This is a genomic window from Carboxydocella sp. JDF658, from assembly GCF_002049395.1.
Taxonomy (GTDB): Bacteria; Bacillota.
The window spans coordinates 1-338 of record NZ_BDLR01000159.1 but is presented as its reverse complement, the minus strand read 5'-3'; the positions used below and the strand labels follow the sequence as shown (position 1 = coordinate 338).

Below are 338 nucleotides of genomic sequence, written 5' to 3'. Positions count from 1 at the left end.
AGAAGACCCGCTGACTACGGAGATGCGTCTCTTCTGTGCCTGTATGCGGTGGGCCTTTAACCGGCTCCTGGAAGGTGCTTCCCGCCATGAAATCAAGAAGGCAGGACAAGAACTTTTCGGGCTGAACTCCCGCTATGCGGATGATGCCAGACTTAAAGCACAGGCCCTGCTGGACTCCCAAACAGAACTGCTGGAGTTAGAAATTGAAGAAACAGAAAAGAAACTGGGCCGGGCCAGAAAGAAGCTCAGCCTGGCTATGAGGAAACTGGCGAAGGCAGAGGAAAAGGGGGCTGCTTCAGAAGTTATTGAAAAGCTCCGCCTGGCAGTCAAGGGGCGGA

General features: G+C 53.8%; 1 pseudogene. It reads left to right on the top strand.

Annotated elements, in window-relative coordinates:
- Positions 1-338, top strand: a pseudogene (locus JDF658_RS12960) (IS200/IS605 family accessory protein TnpB-related protein); the annotation flags it as partial.